Raw genomic sequence first — 16,859 nt, forward strand, 5'->3', positions numbered from 1 at the left:
AAGGCCGACTTGTCACAACCACTTCCACAACAACCAACCGAGCGGCCCGGGCCGGCAGCGCTTCCGCTGCTCGATTTCCGATCCGCCGGTTCGGGGCGGGCTTTCTAACGACCTGCCTCGAACCTGTCAACCCTTTCTCTCGCGTTCTCTTTCGAGAAGTTCGAGCGAGAAGATCGACTCGCTGACCGGGTTGCTCGATCACCCGGCCCTTCGAACGGACTCCCGGGGAGTCTCGCTGAAGTCGCCCGGTCGCCCTGCTCACCGACCGGCCTGGACCGGTCAAGCGAGCGGCCCAGAGCCGCAGCGTCTCCGCTGCTCAGCTGCTGGTCCTCAGCTCGGGGCGGGCCTTCTAACGGCCTGCCTCGAACCTGTCAACCCTTTCCTTCGACTGGATCGACTCGGTCGATCCTGCCGACCTGCCTCGGCCGCCTGATGAGCGATCCGGAGGCGCAGCGGCTTCGCTGCTCAAGATGTCGGCTTCCGCCGGCGTTTCCGACGACGTGCGACGGTGAACTTATCTATGTTTCATGGGGGTGTCAACGGGCGCGATCCGCGGCCAGATGGCCTCGAGCGCTCGGTCGTGTGCGTGCCGGCGCCGCATCGGTCGGCTCGCCCTGCTCGCCGCCTCGCGCACCTCGCCGCGCCTCGCCGCCCGGTGCGGCGTCGAGACACGTCCGAGGGACCGGCCGCCCGCCATGTCACCGGACGACAGAACCGCCCAGGGCGCGAGGACGACGTTGCGTCCGCTGGCGCTGCGCGCGGCGCGCCGTCCGCCGGGCCCGGCGTGGCGTACCGGGCCCGAGCTCGCCCGCCGCGTGCCGGGCCCGAGCTCGCCCGCCACGACCTCGGCTCGCACGAGGACGTGACGCCGCAGGAGACCCTCCCGGGCGAGAGCCCGCCGTGGACGCTCTCCGTGCGCGGGCCAGAGCCGCGCGAGCGCACCATCGGCCGTCTGGAGCGCATGCGCCCGCACGCAAAGGAGTACGCAAAGGACTAACGAGACCTTCACTGCAGCACGGCTGCGCGTGCGTGCCGCGCGCGTGCATCGATTGCGCGACGCATCCTCCTCTCCGCTGGCCTGACCTCTGCAGACACCGGCGACCCAGGTGGCACAGGGTAGGCGTCGGGGGGAGCGGCCATGACAATGCGCATCGGAGCGATGGCGGTGGGCTCAGCGGTTCTCGCGCTGGGCTGTGTGGACCTGGATCAGCAAGAGCCGCCACGCGAAGGCGTGGCCGCTCTGCAGATACAGAGCGGCGCGCGGCCGGAGACGCCGCGCTTCATCGAGGGTGGATCGATTCCGTACGTGCTCGGCTTCTCGCCGGAGACCGGGCAGATCCTCGGCGGCTCGCACTCGCTCCTCATCCCGCTGACCGGGACGCGAGAGGCCATCGACGGCGCGAACCTGCCCACGAGCCTGCATCCGGAGCTCAGGGGGTCGTACGTGGCGCTGAACTCGAGCCTGCTGCAAGGCCACTCCACGGGCCCCTTCGCCTCGCAGTGGTGGCCGCAGAACAGGAACGGCATCGCGGACCGGTGGAACTCCGCGGTCAAGGACTACGGCGATCTGACGTCCGATCCAGACAATCTCTCGCCGGCCGAGAAGTACGATCTCCTGTTCTACGCGGGACAGGGCCGGTCCCTCGATGCACCCGCGGGCGCAATCACCTTGGAGATGGGCCGGGCTGACGGGCTGCGCGCTCCCCGGGCGACGCGCGTGGCGGGGCCGACGACGTACTGGGAGCTGAAGCACCACGGCCTGTATCAAGGGGTGACCCCGGAGTACTGGTGGGGACACTGCAACGGCTGGGCGGCCTACGTCGTCGCCGAGGACGGCGGGCCGCCGCAGCGCGACATCCGCGTGAAGCTCTCGGGCGGCCAGGTGACCACGTGCGCTTCGGTGGAGACGGGGTGCATCCTGTTCCGCACCGCCGATATCGAGGCGCTCATGACCGAGGTGTACCACAGCGACTCGGCCACGGTGTCCGGGCGGCGCTGCGAGGCGCGGGAGGACCTCGTCCAGCGCGATCAGTACGGCAGGCCCGTCGATCCGGCGTGCCGCGACCTGAACCCCGGGACGATGCACATCGCCATGACCGGCCTCCTCGGGCTGGGCGCGAGCTCCATCAGCTCGACGTCCAGCGCCCGGGCGCGGCGCGCGTTCGTCGTCGACTACACCTGGCACCGCGAGGTGTGGAGCTACCCGGTCACGTCGTTCGCCATCGACGCGATGGCGGAGGTGAGCGCGCAGGAGGCAGCGCGGCTCGTCTGTAACGGCGGGTTCCAGGGGGCGGATTGCTACAATTACCGGTTCAACCCGTACGCGAGGCGCTTCGTCCGGGTCAGCGGGCGCTACGGGATGGTCTCGGACGAGGTGAGCCCCGAGCAGCTCCTCCAGCCCCCCGCGCAGCGCAACATCCCGCTCATGAACGTGGAGCTCCACTACGTGCTCGAGCTCGACGATCGGCTGGCCGTGATCGGCGGCGAGTGGATCAGGAACCCCGCCCTCGTCAACGGCATCAACGGCAAGTCGATGCACCCCGACTACCTCTGGCTCCCGGTGAGGGCGCAGGGCCCAGGGGAAGACGCCGACGATCTCGGCGGCTCCACGGACAACCCGTACATCGCGTACTCGCGCGCGAAGGCGCTGTTGAATCTGTCGCGCGCTGCCGTGACGGGGAGCAGGCCGTCGGAGTAACTCCGGCGCCGCGCCGCCGCGCGCCGGTCTACGATGGCGCCGCCATGGTGCACCTGGACGAGACGTTCGCCGCGGCGCTCCGCCGCGCGGACGTGCGGTGGCTCGCCGAGCACGTCGAGCACGTCGGTGAAGCGCGCTGCAGCAAGGAGGTGCTCCGCCAGCTCGTCGAGCACGAGGACGAGCGCGTGCGGTACCTCGGGCTCACCCGGATGGCCCAGGACGCCCGGCGCGAGGGCAGCGCAGGGCGGCGAGAGCTCGCGGCGCTGCTCCCGCGCACGCTGCGCACGCTGGACAGGACGCCGGAGGTCGCGCTGCTCCTCGCCGGGCTCTACAGCGAGCTGTGGCCCTCCCTCCCGGATCAGCGCCTCCCGGCGTGGCGCGAGGCCTCGCTCCCCGCCGCCGTTCGCGTCGCGTGGCTCCGGACCGAGATCCTCACGCGGCCGGAGGCCGTCCGCGGCGAGCCCGCCGGCGAGCTCCTCTACCAGGCGCTCCACGCGCTCGATCCGGCCGAGATCCCCGCGCCCGAGGCGCTCCTCCCCGAGCTCGCGGCGCGCCGCGATCCGGTCCTCGCGGCCGCGGCGCTCGACCTCACCCGGCGATGCCTGCACGCGGCGCTGCTCGCGCCCGAGCAGGCGCGCGCGGTGCTCGCCGCGCTGCTCGACGCGGCGGCGCCCGCGATCGTCGCGGGCGCGCTGCGCGAGCTCGCCGCGCCCTGGGCCGTCCTCGCCGGCGCGCCGCTCCCGGGCGCGCGCCTCGGGCAGCTCCTCGGCGGCGCCCCCGAGGTGGCCGCCGCCGCGCTGGAGACGGCGGCGCGCCACGGCGAGGGCGCCGCGCTCCGCGCGTTCGTCTCCCGCGAGGACGCGCCGCCGCGGCTCCGGCAGCGGGCGCTCACGCTCCTCGGCGAGCACGCGACCCGCGAGGACGTCGGCGCCATCCTGCGCGTCGCGGCGGGCGATCCGCTGCTGCTCGGCCCGAGCGCGATCGCCTGCCTGCGCGCGCTGCACCGGCGCGGGCACTTCCCCGCCCCGGAGCACGCGGCGGCCCTGCTCGATCTCGCCCTCGCCGATCCCACGATCGCCGCGGAGGACGTCGCGGCTATCGCCTTCACCTGCCGCCGCGCGCTCCTGTCGGCGCTCGCCGCGGCGCCGGGCGGCGACGCGAGCTGGCCGCGCCGCGCCGAGATCATCGTCGCCATGGCGCGGCAGGGCGCGGCGGATCTGCCGCTCGGCGACGCGCTCGCCGAGAAGCTCCGCGACGCGCCATCACCCGCGCCCCTCCTGCGCGCGCTGGGCGCCCTGCGCCACGCGGCCGCGGAGGACGACGTGCTCGCCGCCCTGCCGCGCGCGCCCGCCGCGGCCCTGGAGGCGCTCGCCGCGATCGGCGGCCCACGCACGGCGGAGGCGCTCCGGGCCGCGCTGGGCCAGGGCGGCGCGGGCGCGGCCACGGCGCCGCACCTCCGAGGCGAGCGCCACCGCGCCGCGGCGCTGCTCTGGCACCTGACGGAGGATCCGGCGGACCGGCGCGCGCTCGTCGCCCGCCTGAACCCCCGGGACCTGCCGGCCGAGATCGCCGCCGACCTCGCCGGGGCCGAGGCGGCGGAGCTCGCGGTGCTCCAGCGCGCGGTGAAGCGGTGCACGCCAGCGGACGCGCTCAGGGCGCTCGCGCGCGCGGGCGACGCGAGCGCCCTGCCGGCGATCGCCGATCTGCTGCTCCGGATCGCGGCGGACCAGGCCGCGGCGTGGGCCCCCGGCGGGCCGGCCGAGCCGCCCGAGCGCGACCTCGACCGGGGCCCCGCGCGGCCCGCGGAGCCGGCGATCCCGGACGATGTCGCGGAGGCGATCCGCGGCCTCGGGCGGCGGCTCCACCAGCGCCGGAAGATCAGGCCTGTCTGCCTCCTCGACGCCGCGAGCGAGAGCGCCGCCGGCGACGCGCTGCTCGCGAGCCTCGCCCTCGACCTCCTCGACCGGCCCGGCGTGTCCGCGGGCGAGCGCGCGCTCCTCGTCGACCTGCTGCGCTCGGCGCGCGGTCAGGCCGCGCGCTCGCGCGTCCCGCGCTTGCTCCGCCACCGCGATCCCCGCGTGCGCAAGCGCGTGATCGCGCTGCTCGCCGAGGACGGCGCCGAGGCGCTCTCGGCCAGCCTGACGCTCCTCACGGGCGCGGGCGACGTGCAGACGGCGAGGCAGGCGCTGCGCGCGCTCGGGGGCATGGAGGCGCGCTGGGCCTGCCCCGCCATCGCCGCGTGCCTCGATCACCCGAACATGAGCATCAAGAAGACGGCGGCCGAGGCCCTGGCGCGGGCGGGCGGGCCCGAGGCCGCGCCGAAGCTCGTCTTCTGGCTCGGCCGCCACGACAACCCGGGGCTGCGCGCGGCGCTCGAGGCCGCGCTGCGGGCGATCGTCGGACCGGCCTGCGAGGCGACGATCCTCGCCGCCGCAGGGGCGGTGGAGGACGAGCGCGCCCGCGACCGGCTGCTCGACGCCCTGAGCGGCAAGCTGTCGGCCCAGGCGATCCGGAGCGGGCTCCGCCAGGGATCGGCCGCGGCGGCGCGGCTGCTCGAGCGGGTGCTCGACGGCGAGATCGCCCTCGCCTCCGGGACCGCCGACGAGCTCGCCGTGGAGATCGAGGCGCACGGCCTCCCCGCCCGCGTGCGAGGGCGGCCGGGCGCCGCGCCTCCCCCAGGCGCCGCGGACGCGCTCGCCGCCGCGCTCGCCCGCGACGGCTGGGACGACGCGACGGCGCGGCGCCTGCTCGAGCGGCAGGCGGCGCTGACGCAGCGGTGGCTCGCCGCCCTGCGGAAGCTCGCGCCGGAGTGGCTCCGCCTGGCGGCGGACGAGCCGGCGCTGCGCGACGCGGCGCTCCGGCTGCTCGTCCGCGCGTCCACCGCCCCGTGGTCGCCCGTCGAGGCGCGCCTGTACGCCCGGCACGCCGCGGTCCTGCTCGACGGGCTCGCCGCGGCGGCGGCCGATCTGCGCGACGGGCTGCTCCCGCTGCTCGAGGAGGCGGCGCCCGAGCTCGCGCGCGCCGAGGCGCTCGGCGTCGCGGCGCGCGTGCGCGGGCTCGCGCCGGCGCCGGGGGCGCGCCGATCGCCGCTCGCGCTCCTGCGGGGGTGCGGGGCGATCCTCGGGCGCGCCGACGTGGACCAGGCGCTCGCGATGGCGCGCGCCGCCGCCGATCCGTGGACGGCCGAGCCGGCGATCCTGCGCGAGGCGTTCGGGGTGACGGCCGAGGCGGGTGATGGCGAGGATCCCGGGGGCGCGGCCGCGTGGCGGGCGGCGCTCCGGGCCGCGGCGCTGGAGCCGGCGGCGCTCGCGGCGCTCAGGGCGGGGCCGCGCGGCGGCCTCGGCTCGCGCGCGCAGCTCGCCGCGCTCATCGAGGTGTTCCCGGCCGCGGCCGAGCCGGCGCGGCCGGCGCTGCTCGACTGGATGGAGTCGCTCCAGCCGATCGGCGCGCCGCCCTGGACCCTCGCCGAGCAGGCGGCCGCGCCGAGCGGCGAGGCGCGGGTGCCCCGGCCGTTCGATCTCGACCAGCCGCGCTCGGCCGCGCTCCGCGAGCGCCTGCTGTCGGTGCTGGCCGCGCCGGCGCCCGAGCTCCGGACCCACGCCGCCGTCGCGCTCCTCTCATGGCCGGAGCCCGACGCCCGCGCCGCCGTGCTGCGGGCCTACCTGCGCGGCGACGTGCACGGCGTCGACCGCCCGGGGCTGCCCTCCCTGGCGCACTCGCTGCTCGATCTCTCCGAGGAAGAGCTCCGGGGCGACCCGGCCGACGAGGCGCGCCGGGAGCGCGCGGCGCGCCTCGCGGCCCAGCTGATGCCGCCGGAAGCGGAGCGCCTGTTCCCGCAGCTGCTCTCGTGGTGGGAGTCGGGCGCGCCGGCGACGCGCGCGGCGGCGGCCCAGGCGATCCGCCGCGTCGCGCCCGACGCGCGGGCGGCTCGGCTTGTCGATCGCCTCCGGCAGGGGGCGTGGGGCTACCTCGATCTTGTCGCGGGGGAGCGGCTGCTCCGGACGCCGGAGCTCGCGGCCGTGGTGGAGCGCCTCCGCGCCGAGGGGCGCGCCGATCTGGCCGGGCGGCTCTCGCTCGACGACGGCCCGCTCCGGCCGCCCGGAGGGGGACGTGCGGCCGAGGACGCGCGGGCGCTGGAGGCCCTGCGCGCGCGTCCGGAGCCGCAGGCGCCCGAGGCGAGCGACCGAGGTCTGTCGCGGCAGGAGCTCGTGCGGCTCGCGCGCGCAGGCGACGCGGAGCAGGCGCGCCGGGCGCTCTCGGCGCTGGCCGGGGCGCCCGACGGGGAGCTCGCGGCGCTGCTCGTGGAGCTGCTCGGCGATCGGCGCCCCCGGGTGCGGCTCCACGCGCACCGGCTGCTCCGCGACGCGGTCGATCGCGCCGCCTACCTGCGCGCGACGTGCGCGCTGCTCTCGGACCCGCTGCCGGACGTTGTCCGCTCGGCGATCCGGATCCTCTGCTTTGCGCCGTGGCCGCCGGCGCTCCCCGCGATCGTGGGCCTGCTCCTGCACCCGCACGCGGTCGTCCGCCGCGCGGCCGCGGAGGGGCTCGGGCACGTGGGCGCGCCGGCGCTCCCCGCGCTCAAGGACGCGCTGGGCCGCGCTCGGCCGGACCGGCGCGAGGTCTATGCGGAGGTGATGAGGCGGATCGAGGGGCGGTGATCGCGCGGGGCGCCGCTCCTCAGTTGACGCGCGGCCCCGGCGCATCCCCGGTGATGCGCGGCCCCGGCGCATCCCCGGGCGCCGCTCCCGGCCCGAGCTCCCCTGCCCCGGGCGCGGCCGGCGGCGACATGACGCCGCGGTCGGGCTCGCCGAGGACGCAGGCCTCCTTCCCCTCGACGACCTTGCAGCGGTAGTCGGCCGGGCATTTCCCCCCGCACGGCTGCCGCAAACACATCCCTGTGGCGGCGTCGCACGCCGTCCCGGTTGGACACGCCGCGTAGCAGGTATCGTACAACGCGCGGTTTGCGACGGTCGACCCGGCCGCACTGGCGAGGGCGGCCGCTGCGTCCGCATAGCCGGTGCCGGTGACCCCGGTGCTGGCGTTCTCGTCCCGGTCACCATCACCACCAGGCGATGTGCGCACCGCCCTCGCGCCGAGCAGGAACTCCGGCGGTCCCTTCCGCGAGGTGAAGCACCCTGCCAGGATTCCAACCGAGCAGCAGGAGATCAGAAGGACGGTAATTCGCATAGAACCGAGATCCTCCATACACACCGAAACGATTCCACGACAACACAGGAGCACACTCCGGTACCATCGACGCGATGCAGGGGAGGGAGACGAGGTGAGCGAACCTGTGCACCTAACGCCGTGGCCCACACCACTCCGCTGGGAGGTACCGCCCAGGAGCTGGAGCGCCGCGAAAGCGTCGAGCCTGACCGTCACAGCGGGCGGCGAGACCGACCTGTTCCTCGATCCGGAGCGCACGCGGGGCGCGCTGAACGCGCCGCGCTTGCTCGGGACGCCGCACGGGGACTTCCTTGCCAGCGCGCGGGTGACGGTGGGCTTCTCGGCGGTGCACGACGCGGGCGTGTTGCTCCTCTGGGCGCACGAGCGCTCGTGGGCGAAGCTCTGCTTCGAGCTCTCGCCGGAGGGCGCCCCGACGGTCGTCTCCGTCGTGACCCGCGGCCTGTCGGACGACCGCCGATCCTTCGAGGTCGACGCGGATCATGTCTGGCTGCGCGTCTCGCGGCTCGGGCGGGTGTGCGCGTTCCACGCCTCCACCGACGGGACGACATGGCGCCTCGTCCGCAGCTTCTCGCTGGGCAGCACGGCGGAGCTCGCCGTCGGCTTCTCGGCCCAGTCGCCCGCAGGCGACGGCTGCACAGCGGTCTTCGACGACATCCGCTTCGCCCCGCGCCGGCTCGGCGACCTCCGCAGCGGAGACGCCGTGTACGGCGACGCGCTGGCGCGCGCCGGTCAGATGCCGCCGCTCACCGGGCTCGCCTTGCCGCTCCCGCACGTGCTGTGAAGCGCGAGCCGCGCGATGGCGCGCGCGGCCTCGTCTTGCGCGCTCCCCCGCGGCGCCCATGAGCGCGCAAGAGCCGGCGTGACGGCGGCGCCAGGGACAGGCGAAGGCGCGCCCGGATGTCCCTGGCGCGCCGCGTCCTGTCCCTGGCATGCCGCGTCCTGTCCCTGGCATGCCGCGTCCTGTCCCTGGCATGCCGCGTCCTGTCCCTGGCGCGCCGCGTCCTGTCCCTGGCATGCCGCGTCCTGTCCCTGGCATGCCGCGTCCTGTCCCCTGGCGCGTCGCGTCTTGTCCCTGGCAACGCCGCGTCTTGTCCCTGGCACGCCGTGCGTCGTCCCTGGCACGCCATACCTCGGCCCTGACGGCGGTCCGCATGTCCCTGCCGGCAACTCCGTAGTTCGCTGTCGGCGCTGATCGTGTCCCTGGCCAGGATCTCCACATCCAGGTCGCTCGATTTCGTGTCCCTGGCGGCGTTCTCCATGTCCTGTCGCCAGGCTCCGTGTCCCTGGCGATCGTATCCATCTTCGATGTCGCTCGTTTCCCTGGCTCTCGTGACGTTCTCCGTGTCCCTGTCGCACGATTTTTCCCCGGGAGCGGAGATGCCTCGATATCTGAAGTCAAGTGAAGTCAAGCCAGTGACGCTGTAGCGTCGGGTGACAGACGCCCCGAGCATAGCTCTTGCTCGTGAATCCGACGAGGCTCGCGAACGGTGACCACCGGGGCTCCACCGCGACGAGTCTCCGTCGTCGGCAACGAGTCTACGTCGTAGAAAGAGGGGAAGTATGAGCAATCGTCGCAATCTCCAGAACTGGCTCGGCATGGCGCTGGTGACAGGGCTCGTCTGCGTCTCCGGCTCCGCCTGCGTGGGTTCCATGGATCCGTCGGTCGACAGCGAAGAAGCCGGCGAGACCGAGCAAGCGATCGTGACCGGGTTCGTGGCAGGGAGCAGGCTCGATTGCACGATGTCGGGCCCCACCCCGACGGGGAGGCGGTGGGCATATCTGATCGTCGGCAATGACCAGTCCACCTGTTACCGGACTCCCAACATCCATCGCCCGGACCTGGCGCCGGAGACCGCCATCTCCTGCCACTCTCTCGGCAGGAGCATCGGATGTGATTCCCTCCAGGACCTCTAGGTCCCATCCCATCAGGCGGACGCGCGCGGCGGGGCGGCTCGGCCGAGCGTGAACCGCCTGGTCGAGATCGAGGCGACGCCGAGGGCGGTCGCGGTCCCCTCGGCACCGCGAGCACCTCGTGTGGTGCACGCTGGCCCCTCGGCGCGCCGCGCCGCGAGCATGACCATCGCCGCGGTCCTCGTCTGCGCCTGCGCGCCGAGCGCCCTCCTCGGGCGGGCGTTCTGCCGATCTCCCGGGCTGTTTCCCTCGCTCGCCGGACCCGGTAGCCTCGGGGCCGATGCTTGAAGAGAACACCCCTCAGGGGACGCCGGCCGGCGCGAGCGCGCGCCGGGTCGGCGCGCTGTTCCAGCCCTTCTCGCCGGGTTATGCCGACGACCCCGCGCGCGCCTTCTATCAGGCGGCGCACCGGGAGGCGCCGGTCGCTTACAGCGAGGCGTTCTCCGCCTACCTCGTCACGGGCCACGCCGAGCTCACGCAGGTGCTCCGCGAGCCGGTCGCGTTCTCTTCCGCGCACATCCTCGACCTGCCGCCGGATCTGCCGCCGGAGGTGATCGCCGAGCTCAAGCAGGGCGTGTACGAGCTGCCGCCGGCGCTCTTCAACAACGACCCTCCCGGGCACACGCGCGCGCGGGCGCTGTTCTCCAAGGGGTTCACGCCGGCGAGGGTCGCCTCCCTCGAGCCGGCGATCGCCCGGGCCGCAAACGAGCTGGTGCGCGCCATGGACCCGGGCAGCGGCCCTGTGGATCTGATGCAGGCGCTCGCCTTCCCGCTCCCCTTGCAGATGAGCGCCGCCCTCGTCGGGATACCGCTCGAGGACGCGCCCCTGCTCAGGGCCTGCCAGGACGAGCGGTTCACGCTCTACGATCCGACGGCCGACACGGCGCGAAAGGTGGAGGCGGCGCGGCGGTTCGTCTCCTACGAGCGCTACCTGACCGCCCTCATCGAGCGGCGCCGCGCCGAGCCTGCCGACGACCTCATCACCGCCCTGATCGGCGCCCGCGTCGACGGCGAGGCGCCGCTGTCGGTCGACGAGATGATCTCGCATATCATCGTCCTGTTCTTCGCCGGCTACGAGACCGTCGCGAGCCTGATCGGCTCTCTCGTGCTCCGCCTGCTGGAGGCGCCCGCGCTCTGGGACGCCATCGGCGGCGACGCGGCGCTGCTCCAGGCGGCGATCGAGGAGACGCTCCGGATCGACGCGCCCGTGCAGATGGAGCCGCGGCGCGCGACGGCGCCCGCGGTCGTCGGCGGCGTCGAGATCCCCGCGGGCGCCACGGCGTTCGCCTTCTTCGGGGCCGCCAACCACGACCCCACGGTCTTCCCGAGCCCGGATCGGTTCGACGTGACCCGCCCCGTCGCCCCCCCGCGCGGGCGGCACCTCGGCTTCGGCTGGGGGGTCCACACGTGCATCGGCGCTCCCCTCGCGCGCATCGAGGTGAGGTGCGCCGTGCAGGCGCTGCGCGCGGCGTTCCCCGGGCTGCGCCTCGCCGCCGCGGCGCGGCCGAGCTACGCGCCCAGCCTGTTCTTCCGCAAGCCCACGGCCGTGCCGGTGACGCTCGGCGCGGCGCCGCCCTCGTGAGAGGATCGAAGAAAGCATCCATACCCCTGCCCCGATCGGCGTCCGTCGAGATCAGCCGATATCAGCCGGCGTCAGTGGGCATCAGCCGGCGTCAGTGGACATCAGTCGGCGTCGGGCGACTTCAGTCGACGTTGAGCCTCGCCGCAATGGCGCGCTGTTGACCCAGCAGTTTCAAGCAGTTGTCGACAGATGGCGGCAGCAAAAAAACATCGCTGAGCGTGTCGATCTCGGGCCCGCCCGTTCGTCGTGACGGTAGAACCAGGGCGCATCCGGTCAGTGCCGTCCGGACGACCCGCTTCGAACCAGCACGACCCAGGAGAGGAGATACGACATGCGATCCATGATCACCGCGGAACCGGCCACCAATGACGCGAAGGCAGCGCGGGAGCGGCCGGAACACGCGCCGCCGCGTTCCTATCGCCGGACGAGGAGCGCGGTCGTGAGGCGCGTCTCGATGGCAGCGTGCCTGTTCGTCGCCGCGTGCGGCGGCGCGGAGGACGGCAGTGATCCGGAGCTGACCGGGGGCGGCGGCGCGGGAGGCTCCAGCGATCCGGAGCTGACCGGGGGCGGCGGCGCGGGAGGCTCCAGCGATCCGGAGCCGACCGCGTGGAAGGACATGAACTTCGAGCAGCGCGTCGCGTACATGAACAGCGACGTCCTGCCGCGGATGAAGGAGGTGTTCGTGGCGTACGACCCGGCGTTCGAGACCATGGACTGCGCGACGTGCCACGGCGCCGACGGGCCCACGCGCGCCTACGCCATGCCGAGCCCGGCGATCGCCGTGCTGCCCGACACCGAGGAGGGGTTCCTCGAGTACGTGCAAGACCCGGAGCACCCCGAGCGCGCGGAGTGGAGCACCTTCATGTTCGAGAAGGTCGTGCCCGAGATGGCCAGCCTGCTCCAGCGCGTCCAGTACGACCCCACGACCGGCAATGGCGACTTCTCGTGCAACAACTGCCACACGCTGGGGTCGGTCGAGCCGTGAGGCCGCCCGAGGGGGGAACGAGCGGCGCTCACCTCGGCCCCCTCGCGCCCGTCGGCGCACCTCCGCCCCGAGGTCCGCGTCCTTCTGGGACTGGCACCTTCGCGTTGGCTTCGTCACATCCGGCGCCCTGATCCGCCAGGTTCGATCGGATCATCCTGCTCGGCGAGAGCGCTCCGCTGCTGCCGAGCCGACGGCCACGGCAGCGCCGCGGGGCCCGCGCGCGCGACGGCGAAAGCTCGATCGCCGGGCGCCCGGCCCGGTATATCTCGGTCCAGAGGAGGTCTCCCATGTCCGACCCGCTCGAGATCGCAGAGTGCAACGCGCAGTTCCTGGCCGCCTGGATCCACTTCAGCCGCTGCCTCCCCGGCCACCGGATCGAGCACACGGACGGTGTCTCCGTCATCCTCTCGGGCACGGGCATGGCCCTGCTCAACATCGCCACGCTCTCCTCACCGGCCGGCAACCTCACGGATCTGGAGCGCCGCGCGCGCATCGGCGCCGAGCTCGCCCGGACCGGCGGTGTCCCCTGGTTCTTCGCGCTGTCCGACAGCTGGGCGCCCGGCGGCGACGCGGAAGCGGCCGCCGAGCTCCTGGCCGGGCTCGGCTTCCAACCTGCGGTGTCGATCATGGGCATGGTGGCCGGCGCGCTCCCCACCCCGCGGCGGGAGATCGCCGGCCTGGAGCTCAGGCGCGTGGGCGACGCCGAGACGCGCGCCGCCGTCGCCGATCTCAACTCCGTCGCCTATGGCCTCCCGCTCCCCACCGGGCGCGCCGCCCTGGCCCACGAGGCGTTGTGGGACGACCGGGCGTTCGGGCGGGTCGGCTACGTGGGCGACCAGCCGGTATGCTGCGCGGCGACGTTCATGGTGGCGGGGATCCGGTACGTGGGCTTCGTCGCCACCGCGGCCGAGCACCGGCGCAAAGGCTACGCCGAGGCGGTGATGCGCTGCTGTCTCGATGACGCGCTGAGCGCCACCGGCGCCCAGAAGACCGTCCTCCACGCGACGGACCTGGGGCGGCCCGTGTACGACGTGATGGGCTACCACGCGGTCACGCGCTTCGCCTTCTACACGCCGCCGGCGGACTACCTGCCGCCGCCGCAGGCCTGATCCCGCGCGCCCCCGCCTACCACCCGCACGTCTTGCCGCGGTTCTGCTGATCGAGCCAGTCCTTGAGCGGCCCGAAGTAGTCGAGCATCGGCGCCGCATCCATCCGCCGCGATCCCGTCACCACCTCGAGCGCCTCCGGCCACGGGCGGCTCCGCCCCATCTCCAGCATCCGCCGGAGACGCTCGCCGGCCTTGTCGCTGTCGTAGATCGTGCAGCGGTGGAGCGGCCCCTTGTACCCCGCTGCCTCGCAGAGCGCGCGGTGGAACTGGAACTGGAGGATATGGGCGAAGAAGTACCGGATGTACGGGACGCTCGCGGCCACATGGTACTTCGCGCCAGGATCGAAGTCCGACTCGGAGCGAGGCACCGGCGGCACGACTCCCTGGTACCTCCTCCGGAGCTCCCAGTAGGCCTTGTTGTATCCCTCCGGCTGGATGTCCCCCGAGAACACCCCCCAGCGCCACCGGTCGACCGAGACGGCGAACGGCAGGAAGGCGATCTTGCCGAGGGCCTCGCGGAGGAGGAGCGAGAGATCGCTGGAGGCGGGGGGCAGCTGGTCCACGAGCCCGATCCGCTGGAGGTACTCCGGGCTGACCGAGAGCCCGATCGTGTCGCCGATGGCCTCGTGAAACGCGGGGTTGGGGCTGTCGCGGTACAGGAGCGGCAGGTGGTTGTACGCGCGCTGGTAGAAGGTGTGGCCGAGCTCGTGGTGGATCGTCTGGAAGTCGCCGGCCGTGATCTCGATGCACATCTTGATGCGCAGATCCTCCTCGTCATCGATGTTCCACGCGCTCGCGTGGCAGACGACGTCGCGATCCGCCGGCTTGACGAAGAGCGACCGCTCCCAGAAGGTGGCCGGGAGCGGCTCGAACCCGAGCGAGACGAAGAAGCGCTCGCCCGTCTTCACCATCTCGATCGGCGTGTACCCCTTCGCCTGCAGCGCGGCGTCGAGATCGTAGATCGGCGCGGCGCCCTCGGGCTCCATGAGATCGTAGAGGTTGCTCCAGTCCTGCGCCCACATGTTGCCGAGCAGATCCGCCCGGATCGGGCCCTTGCCGGGCGCGACGTCCTCGCCGTACTTCGCGGCGAGCCGGCCCCGCGCGTAGCAGTGGAGCGCGTCGTAGAGCGGCTTGACCTGCCCCCAGAGGCGATCGACCTCCCGCGACAGCACGCCGGGCCGCATCTCGAATTTCGAGCGCCACGCGTCGCCTGTGTCCTTGAACCCGAGCTCGCGGGCGCCCTGGTTCGCCAGCTGGACGAGCCGCGTGAAATCGGCCCGCATGGGGGCAGAGACCGTGTGCCAGCCGACCCACGCCCGCTTCAGCTCCTCGGGGTCGCGGCTCTTCGCGAGGGTCCTGCTCAGGTCCTCGAGAGTGAGGCACTCGCCGCTCGCGGGGCAGTATTTGCCCGCTCCGTACATGGCCTCCAGCCTCGACGCGATGGTCGCGACCTCCTTCGTTTTCGCGGGATCGGCGGGCGCGTAGAGCGTGAGGGACGTTCGCAGGAGCTCGAGCCGGCGGCGGACGTCATAGGGCAGATCGAGGTCGAGGAAGCGGGCGGCCCGCTTCGCGTAATCGGCCTGCACCCCGAGCAGCTTCGCGCTCGCCGCGGCCGCGAGGATCTCGGTGTCGACGGTGATGTACGTCGCCGCCACCCACGCCGCGCGGTTGTTGAAGGTGCTGAGCTCATGCAGCTCCGCCTCGGCCGCCTCGATGAACCGCGCGGCCTCCTCCGCCGCCGGGTCGGTGGCGGGCTGCGGCGGCGTGGGCGGGGCGGGGTCGGAGCAGGCCGCCGTGAGCGCGAGCATGCTGCAGGGCAACGCGACGACGAACATCGGAATGCGCACCATTTCTCGCCGCTCCTCGATCGCGGACAGCTCCGGCGTACGACCGTCCCTCCACCCCGGACGCGCAGAGGGCGCGGGGTGCGCTTCGGCGCCGCGATCCTGGTGGGGCTCCTAAGGCCGCTCGCCGGCTCCAGCAATCCTCCCGGGCGCGCGGCGGCGAGGGCCGAGAGGCGGCAAAGTCCGCTCGATCCAGGTCATCGCGCCAGCCTGGAGGTGGCCTCTCGCCGCGAGATCGCTCAAGATCCGCCGGAGATGGGCAACCGCCCATGAAAGGGAGGAAGCGAGCATGGCCGTCCAGCTCAATCACACCATCGTCCCGGCGCGGGACAAGACGACGTCCGCCACCTTTTTGACCGAGATCCTGGGCCTCTCGGCGCCGGTGCCGTTCGGGCACTTCTTGACGGTGCGGCTCGATAACGACGTCACGCTCGACTTCATCGACACCCCTGGCGAGATCCGCTCCCAGCACCTCGCCTTCCTGGTCAGCGAGGCCGAGTTCGACGAGATCTTCGGTCGAATCCGCGAACGCCAGATCCCGTACTGGGCCGATCCCAGAGCGCAGCACCCCGGGGAGATCAACCACCATGACGGCGGGCGCGGCGTCTACTTCCCCGATCCCGCCGGGCACTTCCTCGAGATCATCACCCGTCCTTACGGCAGCGGCGGCGGATGACCGGGCGATCGTTCGATCGGGGGAAAGAGCCCCTCCTCGATTGAGAGAGGCTCGCCGCCGTCTCGGTGGGGATCCCCCCGGTGGGCCTGCGCGCCCTGCCTGGGCCGCAGCGAGCGCGCCGTGGCGGAGCGCTGCGCGGTAAGGTCAACCTCACCATTTCCTCCCGCGCGTTTCCTGTCTAGCTTTGGGTCCATGCTTCGCACCTCCACCCTCCTCGTCACCCTCGCCATCGCCGGCTGCGGCGGCGCCCCGACGCCGCCGCAGGAGCCCCCGCGACCGGCGCCGATCGCCGCCGAGCCCGAGCCGGAGCCCGAGCCCCCGCTCGACGACGCGCCGATGCTCGACGTGATCGCCGCGCAGCCGACCGAGATCCTGCTGGACGGCAAGCCCATCGGGACGACGCCGATCTCGGGGCGCAAGGTCGCGCCCGGCTCGCACGAGGTGACGTTCGTGGACCCGGAGCGCGGCAACCGGACCATGATGGTGACGCTCGAGCCCGGCGACGCGAAGACGGTCCAGTCGGACCCGCCACCTTCCCTCGTGGAGGCGAGCGGCGGCGCGACGGGCGACAAGCAGGGCGAGAAGAAGTAGCGTCAGGAGAGCGAACGCGTGCTCGGGCGCGAGGAGCGCGAGATCTCCCCTGCGGGATGGGCCATGGCGAACGGGGAGCGACCTGGTAACCATCGTCGCTATCTTCGACCCGATGGGTGATCGATGGAGCTTCCGTCAATGGTTGCGGGCAACGCTGCTCGGGCGAGCCGTCGAGCCCTCGAGCCATGAGCCTTCGCGGATCAGCCATTCCTGCTACAGGACGCCGGCCCCTCGCGGCGAGCCGCGGCGCGACGGCTCGCCACCCCACGCTGCCGGC

At 73.3% G+C, this 16,859-nt stretch carries 11 protein-coding genes; 9 read left to right on the forward strand and 2 right to left on the reverse strand.

The features are described from left to right. The first annotated feature begins 1,231 nt into the window (after window positions 1–1,231). Both WMF22_RS21930 and WMF22_RS21935 read left to right on the forward strand, forming a co-directional pair. A complete protein-coding gene (locus WMF22_RS21930) occupies window positions 1,232–2,698 on the forward strand; it encodes a hypothetical protein (protein ID WP_438036906.1) in 1,467 nt (488 codons plus the stop codon). A gap of 44 nt (window positions 2,699–2,742) precedes the next feature. Next, window positions 2,743–7,356 carry a HEAT repeat domain-containing protein gene (locus WMF22_RS21935; RefSeq protein ID WP_438036907.1) on the forward strand — a complete coding sequence of 1,538 codons (4,614 nt, stop codon included), beginning with the start codon at window positions 2,743–2,745 and terminating at the stop codon, window positions 7,354–7,356. Window positions 7,357–7,375: 19 nt separating this feature from the next. Here the strand turns inward: WMF22_RS21935 and WMF22_RS21940 are convergent, their stop codons facing one another. Further along, window positions 7,376–7,885, reverse strand: a complete 510-nt coding sequence (locus tag WMF22_RS21940) for a hypothetical protein (RefSeq protein ID WP_438036908.1) — start codon at window positions 7,883–7,885, stop codon at window positions 7,376–7,378. A gap of 94 nt (window positions 7,886–7,979) precedes the next feature. Between WMF22_RS21940 and WMF22_RS21945 the strand changes: the two genes are divergently transcribed. The 5 genes from WMF22_RS21945 (at window position 7,980) to WMF22_RS21965 (ending at window position 13,472) form a co-directional block, all read left to right on the forward strand. After that, window positions 7,980–8,666 (forward strand): DUF1349 domain-containing protein, encoded by a 687-nt coding sequence (locus tag WMF22_RS21945; protein WP_438036909.1) that lies wholly within the window; start codon window positions 7,980–7,982, stop codon window positions 8,664–8,666. 779 nt (window positions 8,667–9,445) lie between these two features. Then, on the forward strand, window positions 9,446–9,799 hold the full coding sequence (locus WMF22_RS21950; RefSeq protein WP_437300983.1) for a hypothetical protein: 354 nt from the start codon (window positions 9,446–9,448) through the stop codon (window positions 9,797–9,799). 277 nt (window positions 9,800–10,076) lie between these two features. After that, window positions 10,077–11,378, forward strand: coding sequence for a cytochrome P450 (locus tag WMF22_RS21955; protein WP_438036910.1), 1,302 nt, complete (start codon window positions 10,077–10,079; stop codon window positions 11,376–11,378). Between the two features lie 439 nt (window positions 11,379–11,817). Then, window positions 11,818–12,363, forward strand: coding sequence for a hypothetical protein (locus WMF22_RS21960; protein ID WP_437300985.1), 546 nt, complete (start codon window positions 11,818–11,820; stop codon window positions 12,361–12,363). A gap of 287 nt (window positions 12,364–12,650) precedes the next feature. Continuing rightward, complete coding sequence (locus WMF22_RS21965; protein ID WP_438036911.1) at window positions 12,651–13,472, forward strand: GNAT family N-acetyltransferase; 822 nt, start codon at window positions 12,651–12,653, stop codon at window positions 13,470–13,472. Window positions 13,473–13,488: 16 nt separating this feature from the next. On the opposite strand, the gene WMF22_RS21970 is transcribed toward WMF22_RS21965, so the two are convergent. Continuing rightward, window positions 13,489–15,321: a M2 family metallopeptidase gene (locus WMF22_RS21970; protein ID WP_438036912.1), complete on the reverse strand. Its 1,833-nt coding sequence runs from the start codon at window positions 15,319–15,321 to the stop codon at window positions 13,489–13,491. A gap of 283 nt (window positions 15,322–15,604) precedes the next feature. On the opposite strand from WMF22_RS21970, the gene WMF22_RS21975 reads away from it, so the two are divergent. Both WMF22_RS21975 and WMF22_RS21980 read left to right on the forward strand, forming a co-directional pair. Next, window positions 15,605–15,991 carry a VOC family protein gene (locus WMF22_RS21975; protein WP_437300988.1) on the forward strand — a complete coding sequence of 129 codons (387 nt, stop codon included), beginning with the start codon at window positions 15,605–15,607 and terminating at the stop codon, window positions 15,989–15,991. Window positions 15,992–16,183: 192 nt separating this feature from the next. Next, window positions 16,184–16,582, forward strand: coding sequence for a PEGA domain-containing protein (locus tag WMF22_RS21980; protein WP_438036913.1), 399 nt, complete (start codon window positions 16,184–16,186; stop codon window positions 16,580–16,582). The last annotated feature ends 277 nt before the right edge of the window (window positions 16,583–16,859 follow it).

This window comes from Sorangium sp. So ce204, from assembly GCF_051526795.1.
GTDB lineage: Bacteria > Myxococcota_A > Polyangia > Polyangiales > Polyangiaceae > Sorangium > Sorangium cellulosum_B.

Excerpts from the sequence above, each read along its gene's own strand:
- WMF22_RS21975 (WP_437300988.1), top strand. The coding sequence starts at position 15,605 with ATGGCCGTCCAGCTCAATCACACCATCGTCCCGGCGCGGGACAAGACG.
- WMF22_RS21935 (WP_438036907.1), top strand. The coding sequence starts at position 2,743 with ATGGTGCACCTGGACGAGACGTTCGCCGCGGCGCTCCGCCGCGCGGAC.
- WMF22_RS21980 (WP_438036913.1), top strand. The coding sequence starts at position 16,184 with ATGCTTCGCACCTCCACCCTCCTCGTCACCCTCGCCATCGCCGGCTGC.
- WMF22_RS21965 (WP_438036911.1), top strand. The coding sequence starts at position 12,651 with ATGTCCGACCCGCTCGAGATCGCAGAGTGCAACGCGCAGTTCCTGGCC.
- WMF22_RS21950 (WP_437300983.1), top strand. The coding sequence starts at position 9,446 with ATGAGCAATCGTCGCAATCTCCAGAACTGGCTCGGCATGGCGCTGGTG.
- WMF22_RS21940 (WP_438036908.1), bottom strand. The coding sequence starts at position 7,885 with ATGCGAATTACCGTCCTTCTGATCTCCTGCTGCTCGGTTGGAATCCTG.
- WMF22_RS21955 (WP_438036910.1), top strand. The coding sequence starts at position 10,077 with ATGCTTGAAGAGAACACCCCTCAGGGGACGCCGGCCGGCGCGAGCGCG.
- WMF22_RS21970 (WP_438036912.1), bottom strand. The coding sequence starts at position 15,321 with ATGGTGCGCATTCCGATGTTCGTCGTCGCGTTGCCCTGCAGCATGCTC.